At 62.1% G+C, this 20,428-nt stretch carries 10 protein-coding genes; 4 read left to right on the top strand and 6 right to left on the bottom strand.

What is annotated here, in order from left to right; genetic code table 11:
• The first annotated feature begins 141 nt into the window (after positions 1–141).
• The gene (locus tag F0P96_RS10255) at positions 142–5,805 is read left to right on the top strand and encodes a cadherin domain-containing protein (protein ID WP_160620222.1); all 5,664 of its coding nucleotides are present in this window, start codon (positions 142–144) and stop codon (positions 5,803–5,805) included.
• A 92-nt stretch (positions 5,806–5,897) separates the two neighbouring features.
• Here F0P96_RS10255 and galK read toward each other — a convergent pair whose 3' ends face one another.
• A complete protein-coding gene (galK, locus tag F0P96_RS10250; RefSeq protein ID WP_151078763.1) occupies positions 5,898–7,055 on the bottom strand; it encodes a galactokinase in 1,158 nt (385 codons plus the stop codon).
• A gap of 725 nt (positions 7,056–7,780) precedes the next feature.
• On the opposite strand from galK, the gene F0P96_RS10245 reads away from it, so the two are divergent.
• Positions 7,781–9,361 (top strand): family 43 glycosylhydrolase, encoded by a 1,581-nt coding sequence (locus F0P96_RS10245; RefSeq protein ID WP_160620224.1) that lies wholly within the window; start codon positions 7,781–7,783, stop codon positions 9,359–9,361.
• Between the two features lie 75 nt (positions 9,362–9,436).
• On the opposite strand, the gene F0P96_RS10240 is transcribed toward F0P96_RS10245, so the two are convergent.
• On the bottom strand, positions 9,437–11,377 hold the full coding sequence (locus F0P96_RS10240; RefSeq protein WP_151078761.1) for a zinc-dependent metalloprotease: 1,941 nt from the start codon (positions 11,375–11,377) through the stop codon (positions 9,437–9,439).
• 381 nt (positions 11,378–11,758) lie between these two features.
• Between F0P96_RS10240 and F0P96_RS10235 the strand changes: the two genes are divergently transcribed.
• On the top strand, positions 11,759–14,791 hold the full coding sequence (locus F0P96_RS10235; RefSeq protein ID WP_151078760.1) for a M16 family metallopeptidase: 3,033 nt from the start codon (positions 11,759–11,761) through the stop codon (positions 14,789–14,791).
• 102 nt (positions 14,792–14,893) lie between these two features.
• On the opposite strand, the gene F0P96_RS10230 is transcribed toward F0P96_RS10235, so the two are convergent.
• From F0P96_RS10230 to radA, 4 genes are all read right to left on the bottom strand, one after another.
• Positions 14,894–15,916 (bottom strand): SPASM domain-containing protein, encoded by a 1,023-nt coding sequence (locus F0P96_RS10230; protein ID WP_151078759.1) that lies wholly within the window; start codon positions 15,914–15,916, stop codon positions 14,894–14,896.
• Between the two features lie 60 nt (positions 15,917–15,976).
• Positions 15,977–16,396 carry a VOC family protein gene (locus tag F0P96_RS10225; protein ID WP_201743843.1) on the bottom strand — a complete coding sequence of 140 codons (420 nt, stop codon included), beginning with the start codon at positions 16,394–16,396 and terminating at the stop codon, positions 15,977–15,979.
• Between the two features lie 161 nt (positions 16,397–16,557).
• On the bottom strand, positions 16,558–18,027 hold the full coding sequence (locus tag F0P96_RS10220; RefSeq protein ID WP_151078758.1) for a TlpA family protein disulfide reductase: 1,470 nt from the start codon (positions 18,025–18,027) through the stop codon (positions 16,558–16,560).
• Between the two features lie 312 nt (positions 18,028–18,339).
• Positions 18,340–19,725, bottom strand: a complete 1,386-nt coding sequence (gene radA / locus F0P96_RS10215; protein WP_151078757.1) for a DNA repair protein RadA — start codon at positions 19,723–19,725, stop codon at positions 18,340–18,342.
• A 220-nt stretch (positions 19,726–19,945) separates the two neighbouring features.
• Here radA and F0P96_RS10210 point away from each other — a divergent pair, with 220 nt between their 5' ends.
• Entirely contained in the window at positions 19,946–20,392 is a 447-nt protein-coding gene (locus tag F0P96_RS10210) for a DUF2846 domain-containing protein (RefSeq protein WP_151078756.1), read from the top strand.
• Positions 20,393–20,428: the final 36 nt, after the last annotated feature.

Raw genomic sequence — 20,428 nt, 5'->3', positions numbered from 1 at the left:
GCAGTAGCACAGTGGGAGCGAGATGATTTCGTGCGTATTCAGTATTCGTATGATAACATCACCTTTAATACTATCGGGCAGTTCGTTGGCAATAACCCCACTAGCACTACCTCATTGGGCTATCTACAACGGGATACTGACTTGGATGGATTTTCGAATGACGAGGGAGCTTCTACTACTTCGAATACCCTTTACTCTACGCTGACTGACTACTCGTTCAGTATCCCATCGGTCAATGGCAGCACGCTTTACATTAAAATAGAAGCCGATTACCAAGGCGGCACCGAGGAGCTGGCTTTCGATAAAATCACGATAACCGGTACTGCCACCGCTACTTCGGCCCCGGTGCTGGCCAATATTGAAACCACCAACCTGCCTTACAGCGAAGGGCAGGCCGCTACGCAGGTAACCAACGCTATTACGATTACCGACTCCGACAACGCGAATTTGGCCGGCGCCACCGTCAGCATTCAGACCAATTACATCAACGGGCAGGACGTGCTGTCTTATTCCATTCCGGGCAGCAGCGGCATCAGCACCACCGGCTTCAGCAACGGCAGTATCACATTTACCGGCACGTCGTCGCTGGCCAACTACCAGACGCTGCTTCGCAGCATTACCTACCGCAATTCCGACGCAACTAACGCCACCGGGGGCAACCGCACGGTACTTTTTACCGTCACCGACGGCACCAATACATCCAACGGGCAGGTACGCACCATTGCCTTTACCACGACGCTGAACGCGGCGGCGGCCCTGCCCTACACGGAAGACTTCACCACCAACGGCGAAGGCACCCGCTACGCATCCAACTCCTTCGTAGACGCAACGCTGGCCTGGGTACGCACCAACTTCAATCCGCCGGCCAACCCCAACAACAGCGCGCAGGTGTACTCGCCCGCGACGCTGAGCAACATCAGCAACACGTGGTACTGGTACGGCGAAGGCACCCAAAACCTGTCGAATCCTGACCCACTCAAAATCGGCACGCTGCAGCTGGCCCCGGTGAATGCCACCAACTACGGGAGCCTCGTTTTCAACGTCCGGCTGGGTACGGGCCAGGCCGCGCAGTGGGAAACCGACGACAACGTGAAGTTCTATTACCGCGTCGGTGCCGGTTCGTGGGTTTTGTTTGGGGCTTTCTACGGCAACGGCAGCAGCGAACTGCAGCGCGACGCCGACCTGAACGGAACTCCTGACGGCGTAACGCTGAATTCGGCCCTGCAAAACGTGGCCCTGGCCCTGCCCACCGCGGTGACGGGTGCTTCGGTTGATTTCAAGATCGAACTGAGCTGCGATGGGCAGGAAGAGTTTGCCATGGACCTGATTCAGGTGACGGGCACGCTCAACAACGCCCCGACCATCAGCAGTCAGACACGCACCGTTGCTGAAAACGCGGCCAACGGCAACAACGTAGGTGCCGTTGTTACAGCCTCCGACCCCGACGCGGGCCAAACGCTGACCTATTCCATTACGGCGGGCAACACCGGCGGCGCTTTTGCCATCAATGCCTCTTCCGGTCAGATTACGGTTGCCAACAGCGCCCAGCTCAACTTCGAGGCTACACCCAGCTACGCGCTGACGGTACAGGTAGCCGACAACGGCATTCCAAGCCGCAGCGCCTCGGCCACGGTGACGGTGAACCTGACCAACGTGAACGAGGCGCCGAGCATCAGCTCGCAGACCTTTAGCATCAACGAGAATTCGGCCAACGGCACCACCGTGGGCACCGTAGCGGCCTCGGACCCCGATGCCGGAACGACGCTGACTTTCAGCATAACAGCCGGCAACACCGGCGGGGCCTTCACCTTTGTCGGCAACTCGCTGCAGGTAGCCAATGCGGCGGCCCTCGACTTTGAAACCACGCCGACCTTCGCGCTGACGGTGCAAGTGTCGGACGGTGCGCTGACCAGTTCGGCTACCGTAACGGTGAACCTGAACGATGTGGACGACACGCGGCCCTCGGTCAGCATCAGCAGTTCGGCCGGCGCCTCGGGTAGCACGACCACCACTTCGCCGATTCCGTTCACGGTGACCTTCTCCGAAAACGTGTCGGGCTTCGTGGCCGGCGACGTGACGGTGACCAACGGCTCGATTACCGGCGGCGTGGTCAACGGCACTAGCCCCGGCACCACCTACACCTTTACGGTGACGCCCGCCACGCCCGGCACGGCCACGACAGTGAACGTGCCTGCTAACGTGGTCCAGGACGCGGCCAGCAACTTCAACACCGCAGCGCCAGCGCCATACAGCCTCACCTACAGCCCGCCCAGCACCACGGTTACTTCGGTGACGCGCTTGACGCCCTCGCCCACGGCTACGGCCCAGGTGAGCTACCGGGTGGTTTTCGCCAGCAGCGTAACGGGCGTTACGACCAGCAACTTCTCGGTGTCCAGTAATACGGGCGCCACGGTGTTCAGCGTCTCGGGCTCGGGCACGACCTACACGGTGGTCGTCAACACCGGCACCGGCGACGGCACGCTCACGCTGAACGTGCAGAACACCAGCAGCATTTCGCCCACGGTCACCAACGTGCCCTATACGGCCGGCGAAACCTACACTATCATCAAGAGCTTCCCGGCGGCACCCACCCTGCGTATTCAGGCCGCCGGCTCGGCCAGCGGCAACGGCGACGTGACGGCCTTCGTGGACGTGGTGCAGGTGCTGCAAAGCGGCACGAGCACGGTGGTGCCCAATGGCTTGCAAAACGGCAGCTTTGAAACCAACAACGTGCCGGCCGCCAGCTACCTGTACGCGCCCTCCGTGGTAGCGTCGCCCTGGAGCTTCGGCACCCAGGCCGGCGTTTCGCGCAACGGCAGCTCTTTTGGCTCGACGGCCGCGGCAGGCGACGCGGTGGCCCTGCTGCAAAGCGCCAATGGCAATAACGGCAGCATGTCGCAAGCCTTGGCCGTGCCCACGGGCTCCTACCAAGTGAGCTTCCAAGCGATTCAGCGCGCCTACACCTCCCGCGACCAGGTGCTAAACGTGTACCTCTTCGACGGCGCGAACAACGTGCTCATCGGCACCATTCAGCCGAATTCGACCCCCACGTACGAAGCCTTCACCTCGGCCACCTTCAGCGTGACGGCCCCGGCCCTGACGGCTACCGTCAGCTCCCCGGCTGCCGCCACGGGTGGCACCACCGGCACCACGCCCATTCCCTTCTCGGTGAGCTTCTCACAAAGCGTGGGTACCAGCTTCACGGCTGCGGACGTGACGGTGACGGGCGGCAGCGTGGTCAGCGCCAGCTTCAGCGGCAGCGGCGCCGGTCCCTATACTTTTAACGCAACGCCCGCCACGCCCGGCACGGCTACTACGGTGAGCCTGGGGGCGGGCGTGGCACAGGATGCCAACAGCACCCTGAACTCGGCCAGCAACTCGTACAGCGTTACGTTCGTGCGGACAGCCGCCCCGGTGGTAACCACGCCGACCAACGGCGCCACCGTGGCCAGCAACCTGCCGACTTACAGCGGCACGGCCGCGGCCGGCAGCACCGTCACGGTGTACGTGGACGCCACCAACCGCGGCACAACTACGGCCGATGCCAGCGGCAACTGGACGCTTGTTCATCCCTCCAACCAACCCTTGACGGTGGGCGGCCACACGGTGTACGCTACGGCTCAGCTCAGCGGCCAGGGCGTCAGTGCCAACTCCAATACCAACAACTTCATAGTACCGAACCCGGCCACCTACACCAGCAGCGCGGCCAGCCAGGTCAGCACGGCCCGCGTGCTGCCGGGCAGCACCAACCAGGCCATTCTGCAGGTGGCCGTGGTCATCGGCGGTGGCCCCGACCTGCCGCTGAGCGCCCAGTCGTTCTCGTTTACCACCACCGGCACCACGGCGGTGGCGAATATCGACGCGGCGCGGGTGTTCTACACGGGCACCAGCAGCACCTTTGCTACTACTACTGCGTTCGGTAGTGCGGTAGTCAATCCCAACGGCGCCTTTGCCATCAGCGGCAGCCAGCAGCTGAGCACCGGCACCAACTACTTCTGGCTGGTGTACGACGTGGATGCCAGCGCCCCCAACGGCAACCTGCTCGACGCCACGGCAACCGGCCTGACCATCGGCGGCACGGCCTATGCCCCCACCAACCCGGCCCCGGCTGGCAGCCGGCAGGTGCTGCGCACCAGCCGCGTGGCTGGGGATGCCCTGCGCTTCAACGGCACCAACGGCTATATCGAGCTAAGCGCCACGACTCCGGCGCCGAACTTTAGCAGCGCGTACACCCAGGAAGTGTGGGTGAAGCCGCAGACCGGCACCGGCAACACGCTGATTGGCGTGCTGGGCCAGGAACCAGCGGGTGGCCAGAACCAACGCTCCCCCTACATTGCCATTTCCACACGCCTGGCCCTGGAGGTAGGCTTTGGCACGGGTACGGCGCTGCGCAGCATCAACCTCGGCAACAACTCGCTCACGGCCGGCGTGTGGTACCACATCGTGGCCCGCTACGATGGCACCAACCTGACCCTGTTCGTGGATGGGCTGCAACGTGGCAACGACAACGCGGCGGGTAGCCCCGTGGCAACGCCGGTACGTTACGTAGGCTCCCTCACGGGCACGGCCGGCGGCAGCATCTTCCAAGGCGACATCGACGAAGTCCGGCAGTGGAACAAGGCTCTGGATCTGGCCGACATCCGCCGCCGCCGCCACCTCACCCTGAACGGCCTGGAGGATGGGCTGGTATCGTACCTGCAGTTCAACGACACGGGCACGACGACTACGGATATGGTGAGCGGCGCAGTGGGCACGTTCAACGGCTCCGTGGCCCGCACCAGCAGCACCGCCCCGGTGGGCTACGGCACGAGCAGTCTGGTATCGGTAACGGGCAACGGCCCCTACACCTTCCCGGGTACCAACGTGGCCATCAACTTTACATCGGCGGGCACTACGCCCTACGACGTGGTAGTGAGCCGCCTGGAAGGCAAGCCGCAGAGCACCCAGCCCACGGAAACTGGTCTGCAGCGCACGTTCAACAAGGCCTACTGGATTGTGAACCGCTACAGCTCCAGCAGTTTCTCGGCCAACATTACCTACACGCTTAGCTCCGTCGACATCAGCCCCGCCGATGCAAACTCGCCGTCGAACCTGAAGCTCTTCAAGCGCGCCAGCAACAGCGACGGGGCGTTCGATGCCTCGATTCCGGCCGCGTCGGCCAACGCGGCTACCGGTACGGTGACCTTCAACGGCATCACGTCGTTCAGCCAAACCGTCATCGGCACCTTCGGCTCGTCGCCGCTGCCGGTGGAGCTGCTCGAGTTTGCCGTGGAGCGCAAAGGCACCGACGCGCTGCTGCGCTGGGCCACGGCCTCGGAGAAAAACAACGCCCGCTTTGAGGTGGAAGTGAGCCTCGACGGCAAAAACTTCACCCAAATTGGCTCGAAGGAAGGCTACGGCAGCACCAGCCAGCGCCACGACTACCAATTTGTGGACGCCCAGCTGAGCCGCTACGCCACCGCGCTGCTGTACTACCGCCTGCGGCAGATAGATACCGACGGCCAGTTCAGCCTTTCGCCCGTCCGGACGCTTCAGGTAGAGGGTGCCGAGCCAACCCTGGCGTCGGCTTCGCCGAACCCCTTCGGCGAAACCTTGCAGGTGCGCCTGACCGCCAAAGCAGCCGGCCCGGCCACGCTCACGCTCTACGATGCGGTGGGCCGCCCGGTACTAACCCAGCGCGCCGACCTGAACGCAGGCCCGAACGTGCTTCCGCTGGTGATGGGCCGCCAATTGCCCACGGGTCTGTATTCGCTCAGCATTCAGCACGGCGGCAAGCGCACCGTGCTAAAGGTGCTACACGAATAGGTTACCTTCCGCCTGCAAACGACAACGAGCCCGGCCAAATGGTCGGGCTCGTTGTCGTTTGCAGGCGGAAGGTGTGCAGCCAGATTAGTGCGCTAGGCCATTACCGATACGCCGCCGACAATGGTGGTTTGATAGGTTTCCAGCTTCAAGCCCAGTCGCTCGCGGTATGCCTGGGTCATGTGCTCTACAAACGCATCGGCGTGCTCCACGGCCACTAGGTTGATGGTGCAGCCGCCGAACCCACCGCCCATCATGCGGGCACCGTACACGCCGGGCGTGGCCCGAGCCACTTCCATGAGCACGTCCAGCTCCTGGCAGCTCACCTCGTATTGGTCGCGCAGGCCGATGTGCGAAGCGTACATAAGCTGGCCCACGCCGGCAAGGTCGTGGGCGGCCAGGGCGTCGCAGGCGGCCAACACCCGGGCGTTTTCCTCCACCACGTAGAGGCAACGCTTGTGCAGCACCGGGCCCAGCTCGTCGCGGTGGGCGTTTACTTGCGCCGGCGTCGCATCACGCAGGGTTTCGATGCCCGCGTAGTGCTTTTGCAGAATGGCCACGCCCTGCTCGCACTCCTGCCGCCGGGTGTTGTACTCAGAGCTGGCCAGGGAGTGTTTCACGCCCGAGTTGCACAGCACCACCCGCACGGCGCGGGTATCGAAGGGGAAGTACTCGTAGGCCATCGAGCGGCAGTCGAGGCGCACCACGTGGCCTTCCTGCCCGAAGAGGCTGGCAAACTGGTCCATGATGCCGCACTGCACCAAGGCGTACTCATGCTCGGCCTTTTGCGCCATAAAGGCGAGGTCCAGCTTATCAATACCGGTGCCGAGCAGTGTGTCCAGTGCCACCGCCAGCCCGCATTCCACGGCCGCCGACGACGACAGCCCCGCTCCTATGGGCACGTTGCCGCCGAATACGCAGTCGAAGCCGGGCACCGCTACGCCGCGTTTCCGAAACTGCGCCACCACGCCCAGCAGGTAGTTGGCCCAGTCGGCGCTTTCTATACGGTGCACCTGGTCCACGGTCGTAGTAAACGCATCCTGCAGGTCGAAAGCGCGCAGCCGAATGGTATCGGTATTGTTCAGGGCCACGGCAAATGCCATTTCCCGGTCGATGGCGGCGGGCAGCACAAAGCCGGCGTTGTAGTCGGTATGCTCGCCGATGAGGTTGATGCGGCCGGGTGCCCGCACCAGCAACGGTTCGTGGTCGAACTGACGGCGAAAATCTTCGGCAATGGCTTGGGCGAGCTTCATAGGCGCAGCGGTAAGAAGGAAACCAAGATGTAAACATCGGGCATCCCCCTACAACGGCAAAACCGGGTTAACGCGTTGCATTAGTACCCGGGCAGTTGCTACCGCGCCGGGCTAACCGGCTTGTTGCAGCTTCACCAGGCCGAGCGGGCAGCCGACATATATCAAGCGCAATCAGATATTTTTGACTTTAAACCATACTTACCTCACTTTTTCGGGGAATTACCAGAAACCAGTCGGTACACCTAAAACACAAGTTAGCCTGATGAACCATTTGGGGTAGCCTGGGTGTCTGTGCCCATATTCTGCTGCGCCAAACATGCAGCTGCCCCAATGCAGTACTTCCAGAACGCCTTCACGCCTTGTTTGCCCAGCCCAGCAGGCACCATGCCTCCGCTTGAAAAGCCGCTGCTCCGCTGCCGCTCTGCGCACAAAAAAATCCAGTTGTGCATCCGGTAATCGAACAGGTTGTGTATTTTTAAAAATCATAGACGCCGCTTTCACTTCCTTCTCCCCTCGTTGCCGCCGTGTTTGCCGACACCCCCTTGGTCTTGATCCGGAAAATACCTTGCTAAAGCCTGTATTTTCCTGCCGGAGCGCAATTTTGAGCCGTTTTCCGGCGCAGGATTTGTGTTTTTTGGCTCGGTTCAAGCCCAGTATCTGATCGGCTGCCGCCGCCTTCGATTCGAGGAGTTTCCTTTTCCCCACCACGCCACTTCCCTTCCGCTTTGTCTTTCGATCTGCAATCAGGAGCCTTGGCTTCGGATGACGCGTTGATTTTCAACGCCCCCGAAACGACCACGCCCAGCGCCGCTCCGGCCGCGCCCCTTGCTCCCGCGCCCCTGCGCTACGACCGGCTGGTGCTGCCCGGCGACTTTCCCGACCCCACCATTGCCTGCATCGACGGCGTGTACTGGGCTAGTGCCACGTCGGCCGAGTGGGGCGCCGTGTTCCCGCTCTTCAAGTCGCACGATTTGGTGAACTGGGAGCTGGTGAGCCACGTGTTTCCCGACCGCCTGCCTGCGTGGTGCGACTCCAACTTCTGGGCGCCGGAAATCTTCCACGAAAACGGCAAAACCTACGTCTACTACACCGCCCGCAAGAAAGGCGGCGTGCTAAGCGTGGCCGTGGCCTCGGCCGACCGCCCCGAAGGTCCCTATACCGACCACGGCCCGCTGGTGGGCGAACAGGCTGGTTCCATTGACGGCTTCCCCATCCGCGACGAGCATGGCGTGCTGCACCTCGTGTGGAAAAACGACGGCAACAGCCGCGGCGAGGAAACGCCCATCTGGGCCCAGCGCATCAACGAAAAAACGCTGAAGCTGACTGGCAAGCGCGTGGAACTGTTCCGCAACGACGCGCCGTGGGAAGGTACGCTGGTCGAAGGCTCGGCCATTGTGCGTCACCTCGACTACTTCTACATGTTCTACGCCGGCAATGCGTGCTGCGGCAAGTACTGCACCTACGCCGGCGGCGTGGCCCGCGCCCGCAGCCTGATGGGGCCGTGGGAGAAGTGCCCGCAAAATCCCATCCTGACCGACAACGCCACTTGGAAGTGTCCCGGCCACGGCACCGTAGCCGAGAAAGACGGCCGCTGGTTCCTGCTCCACCACGCCTACCACGTGAACAGCCACGAGTTTGTGGGCCGGCAGGGTATCTTGAGCGAGTTCCGCTGGAACGCCGAAGGCTGGCCCGAGTTTGAGAACAACAGCCCGCAAGCCGAGGCCCTGACCGACGTAACCACGCTGAACGTGGACGAACACTTCGGCGGCCCCGAGCTGGATCTGAACTGGCTCTGGCCCGTGGGCCACAAGCCCGAAACCGAGCTGCGCAACGAGCAGTTGCACCTCACGGCCAGCGCCCAGCGCCTGGGTAGCATTGTGGCCCGGCGCACCTACGCCGCCACCTACAAAGCCGCCACCACCATCGATTTTGCGGCGCTGCCCCCGGGCACCTTCGGCGGCATCGGGGCCATCGGCGACCCGTACAACGCCCTAGCCTTGGTGGCCGGCGACGGGGTGCTGCAACTCTGGCACGTGAAATCGGGCAAGCGCAACGTGGTAACGCAGGTGTGGCTGGAAGGCTGCGACACGCTCACGCTGCGCATTGAGGCTTGGGGTGGGCAGCGCTACCGCTTTGCCTACAGCACCGACGGTGCCACCTGGCAGCCCATGCCCCTCGACAGCTTCGCCATCAACGGCACCTACCTGCCGCCCTGGGACCGGGGCATCCGCCTGGGCCTGATTGCCTACGGCGACGAATCGACTAGCGTGGCGTTCAACCACTTTGCGCTACGCAACCAGCGGTAGAAAGCCGTACGGAGCACGCAGAGGCCCCGGTATTTATGAGAAAGAAATACCGGGGCCTCTGCGTGTTTCGCCCTCTTATTGTTTCACAAAACGTCGATAGGCCATGCCTTGCGGGGTGTGTACTTCCAGCACGTACACACCGGCGGGTAGCTTCTCCACATCGAGGCCTTCGGGCGCTTGCTTTGCTGGCAGCCACTGTTCCATCACTTGGCCTTGCAGGTTGCGAGCGACAACGTGCTGCCACGTTTTTCCGTTGGCAAGCTCCACCCGCAAGCGGCGGCTGGCTGGGTTGGGATACACCTGTAGCGCGGCCGGCGCGGCCGCGCCGGCCGTGGCACTCACCCCGCCCTGAATTTGCACCGCGTAGTCTTCGACGGCCCCGCCCCACGCCCGAGCGGCAGCGTCCCACACGTTGCCGTCGGCATCGCGGCGCAACGAGCGGATGCGCATGCGCGTTACGCCGTTTGACACGCCGGCCGGGATGGTTAACAAGAAGGTTTGGGTGACCGGCAGCGTGGCAGCAGGCGTCGCGCTGAGCATCCGCACTACCCGTTCGCTGCCGTCGTCGAACACTCCGTCGCGGTTGAAGTCAATCCATATGCCCACGTATTGCTGGTTGTAGTAGGCGTTATTCTGAATTTTGGCTTTGCAGCTGACCGTGTAGCTGGTGCCGGCCGTCAGCGGCACAATGCTACTGGCAAAGGCATTGTACGGCCCGCACGGAATATTCAGGCTGGTTATCAGCGGAGTGCTTCCTTGGCTGAGGCGCACTTCCTCCAGGTAGTCGGCGTCTTGGTAGTACGTGCTGCCCGGCGTGCAGTCTTTGTTGACGTACAGCGGCAGGGCATACGACAAGCCGCTAAAGATGCTCGTGATGTTGCTGAACCCAGCTACGGCGTTGATAGGCTTGACGCGATAAAACAGTGGTTGGCGGGCGGGCGCCCCAGCATCGACAAACGTGGTCTGGTTGGCCCCCACCACGCCCACAGCCGCAAATTCGTTGCCCGGTGTTGCGCGCTCAATGAAATAGCCCAACTCGTCGGTGGCGTTGTCTTGCCACTGCAAGCGCACCTGCTGGAACTGGGCCGCGCCCACCGATACGACGGATATACCCAATGCGCTGGGCGCCGCGGCCTGGCTGCCCGACCACGCCAAGTTGTTCCAGTTCAGCTGCCGCCAGGAGTCCATGCGGGCGAGCTGGCCGGGCGTGAACTGGTTGCCGCAGAAGTTGAACGCCATGGCATTTCGCACAGGCGGCGAGTACGAGTTGCCCTGCGCATCGGTGATGGTGCCAGTGTACTCACATTCGTAGTAAGAGGCTCCGGGCCGTTCCGATGGGTCGGCGGGCGTATCGCACACCCAGTCGCCGGTGGTGGCACAATTGGTGCGGGCAACTAGCTCCCGTTCGGCAATATTGGGACTGTTGCTGGCGTCAAAGGTGTGGATAAGGCCGAAGTTGTGACCCAATTCGTGCGAAAAAGTCCGGTCCAGATTGGCGTGGGAATAAATGATAAACATGCGTCCCTGGCTAGAAGCGTAGCCTCCTACAGCACCGCCGCGCAACGTGGCTGTCTTCACAAAATAGATGTTCAGCACGCCGGGCACATCATGCACCTGGCTAAGTGCTGGTTCGTTCTGCGAGTCGAAATCGTAGTAGGCGGTATTATTGATGTAGTTAAGCTGACCTGCCACGTAGAATTGCATGTTGGCCAGCACAAACTGCTCGTTAGTGGCGGCCAGCCCTTTATATATCTGCATTTCATCGAGGCCGCCGGTACCATCGGAACGCCTGATGACGTGGATTTTAATGGGCACGTAGGTAATAACAGCCGACGGCCGCGCGCCTTGGCGCTGCTGTTCGAAGGGCAACACCCGCTGGCGCAGCTCTTGCAGATGCGCTGCTGTAGGCGACGCTGTTCCGCACGGCAATAGGGTGGGCAATGCCGCTTGGCCGCGCCCCACTTGGGCCATAACCGAAAGCACTAAAATCAACGACAACCAACGAAAAGCGCGCATACCGCTTGAGCCAAAAAAGGAGGACAGATGGATCCGGCGTGTGCCGAAAGGTGGGCCGCAGTACTTAAAAACCGAGTGTACGCCTGCAGCACCCTAAAGATAAACACGGGCCGCGACTGGCATAATGTTAAGTTCTTAGGATGCCTTGATAAAATCTGCCAGTCGGTTCGCTTGTCAACACATTCTGGCCCTGGGCTACCGGACAGCTGAACTTTTGCCGCGGATAAGCTGGCCTATCTATCTTTAGCCAGGCCAATCGCGCAACCCTGCGCGGGCCGCCGCGTCCTTCGCGCGAACAAAATCAGGTGCTTACGCCGTTTGGCCCGTGGCAGCGGTTTTGGTGCTTACTTCGCATTCCTCATTCTTCCCTTTTTTTCCTGTATGACCCGTAATCAACTGTTGATGCTGGGCCTGGGCGCTACCCTCTCGATGGGGGCCCCCGCGGCAGCCCTGGCGCAGGCCAAAGCCAAAACCAGCACGGCCGCTACCACCGGCGGGGCCAAGCTCGTCGAGAAAGTGACGCGCAAAGGCTCCGAGCTGGTGATTCCCTACGAGAAATACGTGCTGCCCAACGGCCTCACGGTTATCGTGACCGAGGACCACTCCGACCCCATTGCCCACGTCGACGTGACCTACCACGTGGGTTCGGCCCGCGAAACCATCGGCAAGTCGGGCTTTGCCCACTTCTTCGAGCACATGATGTTCCAGGGCTCCGACCACGTGGCCGACGAACAGCACTTCAAGACGGTATCGGCGGCCGGGGGCACGCTCAACGGCTCAACCAACCGCGACCGGACCAACTACTTCGAGACGCTGCCCAATAACCAGCTCGAAACGGCCATGTGGCTGGAAGCCGACCGCATGGGCTTCCTGCTCGACGCCGTGACGCAGAAGAAGTTTGAGAACCAACGCTCGACCGTGAAGAACGAGCGGGGCCAGAACTACGACAACCGCCCCTACGGCCTGGCCAGCGAAATGGTGTCGAAGAACCTGTACCCCTACGGCCACCCCTACTCCTGGATGACCATCGGGTACCTCGAAGACCTGGACCGCTCCGACGTAAACGACCTGAAGAACTTCTTCCTGCGCTGGTACGGCCCGAACAACGCCACCCTCACCGTGGGCGGCGACGTGAACACGGCCGAGGTGGTGAAGCTGGCAGAGAAATACTTCGGCTCGATTCAGCGCGGCCCGGCGGTGCAGAACATGAAGCTGCCCGCGCCCGTGCTGACGCAGGACCGCTACGTGAGCTACACCGACAACGTGCGCTTCCCGATGCTGCGCATGGTGTTTCCGACGGTGCCCAACTACCACCCCGACGAGACGCCGCTCGACGCCCTGGCCGAAATCCTGGGCGGCTCGCGCGACTCTCCCATGTACCAGAACTTGGTGAAGAAGCAGAAAGCCGTGCAGGCCAATGCGGGCCACCCCACCACGGAGCTGGCCGGTGAATTCACCATCGTGGCGCTGGCCTACCCCGGCAAAGGCCTCGACAGCCTCGAAGTGCAGGTGCGCAAGAGCATTGCCGCCGTGCCCGCCGCCATTACCGACGAAGCCGTGGCCCGCTACAAAGCCTCGGTGGAAGCCGACTTGGTAAACTCGCTGAGCAGCGTGAGCGGCAAGGTGAGCCAGTTGGCCCAGTACCAGACCATCGGCGGCAACGCCAACCGCCTGCCGCTGGAGCTCAAGCGCATTCAGGCCCTGACGAAGGCCGACGTGGTGCGCGTATACAATCAGTACATCAAAGGCAAGAAGGCCGTGGTGCTGAGCGTGGTGCCCAAGGCCACGCCCAACCTGGTAGCCCGCGCCGACAACTACACGATTTCGAAGGACGGCTTCAAGGCGCCCAAGGACGAGTACGCCGGCCTGAAGTACGTGAAGCCCACCGACACCTTCGACCGCGCGCAGCAGCCCAAAGCCGGCACCAACCCGGTGGTGAGCGTGCCGCCCACTTGGAACCAGCAGCTCGCGAACCGCTTGAAGGTGATTGGCACCCAGAACACCGAAATTCCGAGCACCACGCTGCTGCTCACCATTCGGGGGGGCCACCGCCTGGAGCAGAACATGCCCAACAAGGCCGGCATTGCCTCGCTCACGGCCTCGCTCATGAACGAGAGCACCGAGAAGTACACCGCCGAGCAGTTTGCGGCCGAGCTAGAGAAACTGGGCTCGTCGATTCAGGTGACGTCGGGCGCCGAAAACACGCAGATTTTCGTGCAAAGCCTGACCAAGAACCTCGACAAGACCCTGGCCCTGCTCGACCAGCGCCTGCTGCACCCCAAGTTTGAGCAGGCCGATTTCGACCGCATCAAGAAGCAGACGCTGGAAGGCATTGCCAACCAGAACACGCAGCCCGTGGTCATTGCCGACAAGACGTTTGCCCGCCTGCTCTACGGCCCCGGCGACATCATGAGCACGCCTACCAGCGGCACCGAAAGCACCGTCAGCGCCCTCACGCTCGACGACGTGAAAAAGTTCTACTACGACAGCTACGCGCCCAACATCAGCCACCTGGTGGTGGTGAGCGACGCCGACCAGAAGGCCCTGGAGCCCAAGCTGGCCTTCCTGCAGAAGTGGGAGCAGAAAGCCGTGACGCTGCCCGCCAGCCCGGCCATTACCAAGGCCGACAAGTCGCGCCTGTACTTCGTGAACAAGGACGCCGCGCCGCAGTCGGAAATCCGCATCGGCTACCTGGGCATGCCCTACGACGCCACGGGTGAGTACTACCGCGCCACGCTGGCCAACTACATTTTGGGCGGCGCCTTCAACTCGCGCATCAACCTGAACCTGCGCGAAGACAAGGGCTACACCTACGGTGCCCGCTCGGGCTTCCAGGGCACGCACTACCCCGGCGCCTTCACGGCCCAGGCCGGCGTGCGCGCCGACGCCACGGCCGCTTCGGTGAAGGAGTTCATGAAGGAAATCGAGGAATACCGCAAAAACGGTATCAAAGACGACGAGCTGGACTTCGTGAAGCAGTCCATCGGCCAGAGCGACGCGCTGAAGTACGAAACCGGCCAGCAGAAAGCCGGCTTCCTGGCCCGCCTGGTGGAATATGACCTGCAGCCCGACTACGTGAAGAAGCAGAGCGAAATTCTGCAGGGCCTCACCAAGCAGGACGTGGCCGCCTCGGTGCAGAAGTACCTGCCCGCCGAAAACATGTACCTCGTGGTAACCGGCGACAAGAAGTACCTGCCGGAACTGAAGCAGCTGGGCTACGAAGTGGTGGAGCTGGATTTGAACGGCAACCCCGTTACCTCGTCGGCGCCGGACGCCGCGGCCGTAACCCCGGCCGCTGCCACCCCGGTGATTACCGAAGACACCAAGAAGGTGAAGGTGAAAACCAAGAAAGGCAAGGACAAGGACGACAGCCAGAAGAACGGCAAAGCGCCCTACCGCATGAACGCCGGCTAATTCGCCTGCTTCTTGAGCCCCACAAAAAACGGGCAGCGCCGCATCGGCGCTGCCCGTTTTTTGTGAGTATCGACGAAATCTTGCGCTTGTGTGGAGCGACAATCACCCCCACACGCGCGTGCCTTCGGTGCAGTTACGGCACATGTCCACCTGGTCGCGGCCTTTAAGCAGGGCGCGGCGGAAGCCGGCGTATTTGGGACCGTGCCAGAGCTGGCGAAAGGTCTGGCCCTTCAGGTCGCCAAGGCGGTACTCGGCGTCTTTGTCGAAACAGCAGGGTACCACCAGTCCGTCCCAGGTAATCACGCAGGAATGCCACATCTTCCAGCAGTGGTTGAGCAGGCGGTTTTTGATGCTCCAGGTGCCGTTCTGGTTGTTCTCGTAGCGCGAGTAGTAGTCGATGGTGGGAATGAGCGGGCTGCCGTTCTGGTAGTCGTAAATCTGGGCGGTCTTAAACCACACGTCGTCGACGCCCAGCTCCTGAGCGAGGCGCTTGGCATCCTCCATCTGGTGCTCGTTGGGGCGCACCACCAGAAACTGGAATATCACCCGCGGCGTGGCACTCTTCAGCTCCCGCTTGTGCTTGATGACGCGCTTGGTGCCCTCGATAACCTTGTCGAGGCGGCCGCCCACGCGGTACTGCTGGTACACGTCCTGAGTGGTGCCGTCAAGGGAAATGATGAGGCGGTCGAGGCCGCTTTCCACGGTTTTCTTCGCGTTGGCCTCGGTTAGGTAGTGGCCGTTGGTGCTGGTGGCAGTGTAGATCTTCTTCTTTGAGGCATACTGCACCATATCCAGAAACTGCGGGTGCAGGTACGGCTCGCCCTGGAAGTAGAAGGTGAGGTACCACAGCCGCGGCGCCAGCTCGTCGATGGTGCGCTGAAACACGCTGTCCTGCAGCATGCCGGTGGGCCGGGTGAAGGAGCGCAGGCCGCTGGGGCACTCGGGGCAGCGCAGGTTGCAGCTGGTGGTCGGCTCCAGGCTCACGGCCAGCGGCAGCCCCCACGCCAGCGAGGTTTTGGTGAGGCGGCTGAGCACGTAGGAGCCCGTTACCTGCACGGCGTTGAGGGCGCGCAGGGGCGTGAGCTTGGAAAGAAAGTTGAGGCCGTCGGTGAGGGTGGAGCGCATGGCGAGGGTAAAGGTCGGCAACCCGGCGTTAACCACCGCGGCCGGCAGAAGTTCGCACCCTTAGTCCACGTCTTCGTGCAGGCAGAGGTAGTTGCCCTCCGGGTCGCGGAACCACGCCGCCTTTTCGCTGCCGAGCACGCACACGTGGTTCACGGTTTTCAGGCCGGGCAGGTCGTAGTCTTCAAACTGCACCCCGTGCGCCTGCAGCTCGGCAATGGCCTCGTCGATGTGGCGTACCTGAAAGCTGAGCGCGGTGTGGTCGGCCGGGGTGCCGTTGGGCTTGGGAAACAGCGCCAGCACGGTGCCGTGGTCGGGGCCGCAGCGGTACTCAAACTTGCCGTCGGCTTTCTGGCCTACGGGGTGCAGGCCCAGCGCCTGCTCGTAGAACTGCCGAGCCCGCGCCAGGTTCACCACGGGCAGCATTACGGTAATGGGGGCCGCGGCCAGCACGGCAGGGCGGGTAACAGACAAGGTTTCCATCGCAGCTGAGGAGTTGAGGGTTTCCGTCAGCGCCGGTCGTGGAGGGTGGAGCAGCCGGCCGGGCTGCACTCCTAATAAGGTACGATTATTCGCGCCGGCTTCGGTGGTATTGGGTCAAAAAAAGCGGCGCCCCGTCGGCTTTCGCGCTGAAAGAACCAAGGTTAGTTTTTGCCTTCCGAGCGCAGCACGCTGGTGTAGGTAGCAGCTTTGCCAAACGACTCCTTGATTTCGTCGACGGCGGCGCGACTGCTCAGGCGCTTGGGCTTGGTGTTGAGAAAGGTGCCGTCTTCGGCAATGAGGAAGTAGGCAGGCACTTCCTGCAGCATGTACGACTTGGCCAGGGGGCCGCGCTGCCCGCCGGTGGCGCGCACGTGCACGCCCGCCAGCTTCTTGCTGATGACGAGCTGCTTCCAGGCCGGCTCGTTTTCGTCGAGGGCAATGTTGAGGAACACGATGTTGTCGCCCTTAAACTTCTTGGCCAGCTCCTGGGCGTAGGGCAGGTCGCGCAGGGCGAGGCCGCTGGTGGTGCGCCAGAAGTTCACGTACACGAGCTTGCCGGCAAAGGAGCGCAGCGTCACGGTGTCGCCGGTGGTCGAAACCAGCTTGAAGTCGGGGGCTGGCGACCCGATGGCGAAGTCCTTGTGGGCGTCGAAATCGGCCTTCAGCACCGGGTAGTATTTGTTTTTGGTGTCGATGCGGGTGTGGAAGTCTTCGAGCAGCGCCGACGACTGGCGCACGTGGCCGAAGCGGAAGGTTTCCTGCAGCACCCGGCCCATGATGATGGGCTTGGCGTCGCCGCTCAGCTTTTCCTTGGCCAGGTTGTAGCACACCTGGTAGTAGTCGGGGTCGAGCTTCTTGTGTCCGCCGGCGGCGGCCAGGTAGTGCACGTAGTTCAGGAGAAACTCCTGGTAGTTCTCGTTCTGAATGGCCGCCGGGTTGTTCACCAGGCTCGGCTCGTTGAGAAAGTCGTAGTACGTCGGCGACATCTTCAAGCGGCCCTCGGTGGCTACCACCTGCTCGCGCAAATCCTGGAACGTAAGCCGGTCGTTGGCGTAGCTGTAGTCCACCTCGGCCTGCACGTACTGCCGGAACTGCGCCGACACGTTCTGGTCTTCCAGCACGTCCTGCAGAAACTTGCGCTCCTCTTTGCGGCGGTAGTCGAGGAAGGACAGGAAGCCCGGCTCGTAGAGGTTGATGTTTTCGGGCAGCACCTGCAGCCCGTCGTTTTCCACAAACTTCTCGTCGAACTCGGCCAGGTAGGTGTTGGCCTCGGCGCCTTTGCCCTTGAACTTCACGGTGCCGGCCAGGTCTTCGCCCTTGAAGCGCACGTCCATCTGGGCGCCGGGCTCCAGCCAGAGGGCGGCCACGTCGTCGGCGTACACGAGGTCGGCCTTGGTGGGGCCGTCCACCTTCATGGCCAGCCGAAACTCACCTTTGTCGTTCACCCGGGCGTAGGTCAGCTGCTCTTTGGGGTCGAGGGCGTGCTCGCGCACCGAAACCGCCACGGAGTCGGCCGTCTTGCCGTTGATTTTGCCGGTGAGAACCACCGTGCCCTGCGCGTAGGTGGCCGCGGGAGCCAGCAGGGCCGCCGCAACGAAGGGCAGCAGAAGTTTTTGAAAGACAGTAACCATCGGGAGTCTGGGTCGGCGGGTAGGGCAGGCAGCCAACGTACTACACGGCAGGAGCCGCTCCGCGGTTACGCAACAGGCAAAGTTTAATTTACCCGTAGTAATTCGCGGTAAAAGTCAATTGGCGGACCTAAGATAAGGCATACGGGTTTAGAAAGTCCAATATAGCACATCACATTTTTAGGTGACGCATGATTGGGTGATGGGGTAAAGCGGTACTAGGCGAGGAAGTAATGAGAAGAGCTTAAAGCCAGAAGGCGAGGAAGCAACCGGATTGCGGTGTTGCTTCCTCGCCTTCTGGCTTCATTCGCTCGCTTACCCAAACAGCCCGCTGAGCACTTCGTCGAGCCGGCCCACGGGGTGCACTTTCAGCCCGAAACGGCCCAGGTCGAGGCCCCGGCCGTTGAACTGCGAGATGTACATCTCGTTGAAGCCCAGCTTTTCGGCTTCCGACAGGCGCTGGTCCAAGCGGCTCACGGCCCGGATTTCGCCGCTCAGGCCTACTTCGGCCGCCAAGCATACGTCGCCGGGCACGGGAATGTCGTTGAGCGAGCTGACCACGGCGGCGCACACGGCCACGTCGAGGGCGGGGTCTTCGAGGCGCAGGCCGCCGGCAATGTTCAGAAACACGTCGTGCTGGCCCAGGCGCAGGCCGCTGCGCTTTTCGAGCACGGCCAGCAGCATCTGCAGGCGCTTGGAGTCGAAGCCGGTGCTGGTGCGCTGGGGCGTGCCGTAGGTGGCAGGCGTCACGAGGGCCTGCACTTCCACCAGCAGCGGCCGGTTGCCCTCCAGCGTGGCCCCAATGGCAATGCCGCTGAGCATTTCGGTGCGCTGCGAGAGCAGAATTTCCGAGGGATTCGATACCTGCCGCAGGCCCGAGCCCTGCATCTCGTAGATGCCCAGCTCGGAGGTGGAGCCGAAGCGGTTTTTGACGGTGCGCAGGATGCGGTAGGTCAGGTGCCGGTCGCCCTCAAACTGCAAAACCGTATCGACCATATGCTCCAGAATTTTGGGGCCGGCAATGGAGCCGTCTTTGGTGATGTGGCCGATGAGCAGCACCGGCACGCCGGTTTCCTTGGCGTACTTGAGCAGCTCGGTGGTGCACTCGCGCACCTGCGAAACCGAGCCCGCCCCCGACTCGACCAGCTGCGAGTGCAGCGTCTGGATGGAGTCGACGACTACCACGTTGGGCTGCAGCGCGTCGATCTGCTTGAAGATGTTCTGGGTGCTGGTTTCGGTGAGAATGTAGAGGCCGCCGTGCTGCTGGCCCATGCGCTCGGCCCGCATCTTGATTTGCTGTTCGCTTTCCTCGCCCGAAATGTAGAGGATGCGCAAATCCTTGAGCTGCATGGCAATTTGGAGCATGAGCGTGCTTTTGCCGATGCCCGGCTCGCCGCCGATGAGCACCAAGGAGCCCGGCACGAGGCCGCCGCCGAGCACGCGGTTCAGCTCGCCGTCGTGGGTGTCGAGGCGCGATTCTTCTTCGTAGAGGATTTCGCCCAGGGGCTTGGGCTTGGCGGCTTTGCTGGTGGCGCCCACCGAGGTGGAGGCTTTCCAGGCCGTGGCGGGCGTCAGCTCTTCCTTCTGCACCACTTCTTCCACGTAGGTATTCCACTCGCCGCAGGAGGGGCAGCGGCCAATCCATTTAGCCGACTGCGCACCGCAATTCTGGCAGAAAAAAAGGGTTTTGAGTTTGGCCATGCAGAGGAACGTGTAAAAGAAAGTAATGCTTGCGGCTGCTAAAAAGTTTGGCAAGAAACGGCTTTTTCAGGGCATGGACGAAGATTGGCAGCGTCTTGACAACCGATATATGATGAGCCGGATGCAGACCGTTTGCAGAACTGGCCCGGTATGGTGGGGCTTCTGGCTGTAGTGCTACTATATTGCGGTAAAATTCTCTCACCCTTCCCCTTTCTGTTACATGCGTTATCTTCTTTGCGGCGGTCTGCTGCTGGCCGCAGCCGGCTCTAGCTTTGCCCAGGGCACCGTGCCCGCGCCCAAGCCCGACATGGCTACCGTGGTGTTCTACCGCCCGGCCATGCTGGCGCAGGCCGCCACCAACTTTACCGTGCGCGCCAACGGCGCCGAGCTGTGCCGCCTCAGCAACAAGCGCTTCTTCGTGACCACGCTCAAGCCCGGCGAAACCTCGTTTACCTCCGTGGCCGGCGGCCTCAACCTGCCCGACCAGGACAAGTTTGACCTGAACCTGGAAGCCGGCAAGGTGTACTACATTCAGGGCGACGTGAAAACCCGCCTGATGACCGTGAAAATGGTGTTTACCGAAGTCACGGAATCGACTTACAAAAAGAAGAACGCCGACCTGAAGCCCGACAACTGCGGCGCTCCGGCGTCGACTTCGGGCCAGTAGCCCGCCCGTTTCTTCCGGCCCCGCCGGCTTCCTGCT

The sequence above is a fragment of the Hymenobacter busanensis genome, from assembly GCF_008727865.1.
Classification (GTDB): Bacteria; Bacteroidota; Bacteroidia; order Cytophagales; family Hymenobacteraceae; genus Solirubrum; species Solirubrum busanense.
The sequence above is the reverse complement of the archived record's forward strand: the minus strand, read 5'-3'. Positions and strand labels throughout refer to the sequence as shown.

Bases quoted from the DNA above. Each gene is read 5' to 3' on its own strand.
- galK (WP_151078763.1), bottom strand. From the start codon at position 7,055: ATGAAGCTCGCCCAAGCCATTGCCGAAGATTTTCGCCGTCAGTTCGAC.
- F0P96_RS10240 (WP_151078761.1), bottom strand. From the start codon at position 11,377: ATGCGCGCTTTTCGTTGGTTGTCGTTGATTTTAGTGCTTTCGGTTATG.
- F0P96_RS10235 (WP_151078760.1), top strand. From the start codon at position 11,759: ATGACCCGTAATCAACTGTTGATGCTGGGCCTGGGCGCTACCCTCTCG.
- F0P96_RS10230 (WP_151078759.1), bottom strand. From the start codon at position 15,916: ATGCGCTCCACCCTCACCGACGGCCTCAACTTTCTTTCCAAGCTCACG.
- F0P96_RS10225 (WP_201743843.1), bottom strand. From the start codon at position 16,396: ATGGAAACCTTGTCTGTTACCCGCCCTGCCGTGCTGGCCGCGGCCCCC.
- F0P96_RS10220 (WP_151078758.1), bottom strand. From the start codon at position 18,027: ATGGTTACTGTCTTTCAAAAACTTCTGCTGCCCTTCGTTGCGGCGGCC.
- radA (WP_151078757.1), bottom strand. From the start codon at position 19,725: ATGGCCAAACTCAAAACCCTTTTTTTCTGCCAGAATTGCGGTGCGCAG.
- F0P96_RS10210 (WP_151078756.1), top strand. From the start codon at position 19,946: ATGCGTTATCTTCTTTGCGGCGGTCTGCTGCTGGCCGCAGCCGGCTCT.